General features: G+C 46.4%; 1 protein-coding gene. It reads right to left on the bottom strand.

The genetic code is table 11. The annotated features are described in order from the left end of the window. The coding region (locus ACGF5R_RS24520) for a reverse transcriptase domain-containing protein (protein ID WP_387693252.1) at positions 1–446 on the bottom strand (446 nt) is incomplete at both ends.

The following is a 446-nucleotide window of genomic DNA, read 5'->3' as shown; positions in this document are numbered from 1 at the left end:
TTTTTGGGCCGCTTTGCTGACTGCCGGTGTAAAACTCACAAACAAACTGTTTCTTTTACGGTTCTTGACCCACCTTGGTCTGAACGTATATCCAAGAAAATCAAAACAGGTATGTTCATATTTTCCCTTTCGTTCTACATCTTTACAGTAAGCAATCCGGGTTTTGTCCGGATGCAGTGCCAATCCACATTCCCTGAAACGGTGTTCCAACCTTTGCCAGATTTCTCTGGCCTGAGCTTCACTCTGGCAATGAACCAGTCCATCATCCGCATAGCGACACCATTTCATCCGGGGATGATATTTCTGCATCCACTTGTCGAAAACGTAGTGCAGAAATAAATTGGCCAGTATCGGGCTAATCACACCGCCTTGCGGTGTCCCTTTCTCACGGAATAACATCTCACTATGGCATTTCATCGGGGCCGTTAGCCAGCGTTCGATGTACA

It is taken from the genome of Photorhabdus sp. RM71S, from assembly GCF_042879355.1.
Lineage (GTDB): Bacteria > Pseudomonadota > Gammaproteobacteria > Enterobacterales > Enterobacteriaceae > Photorhabdus > Photorhabdus kayaii.
Note: the sequence above shows the minus strand (reverse complement) of the source record. Positions and strands in the feature narration are given on the sequence as shown.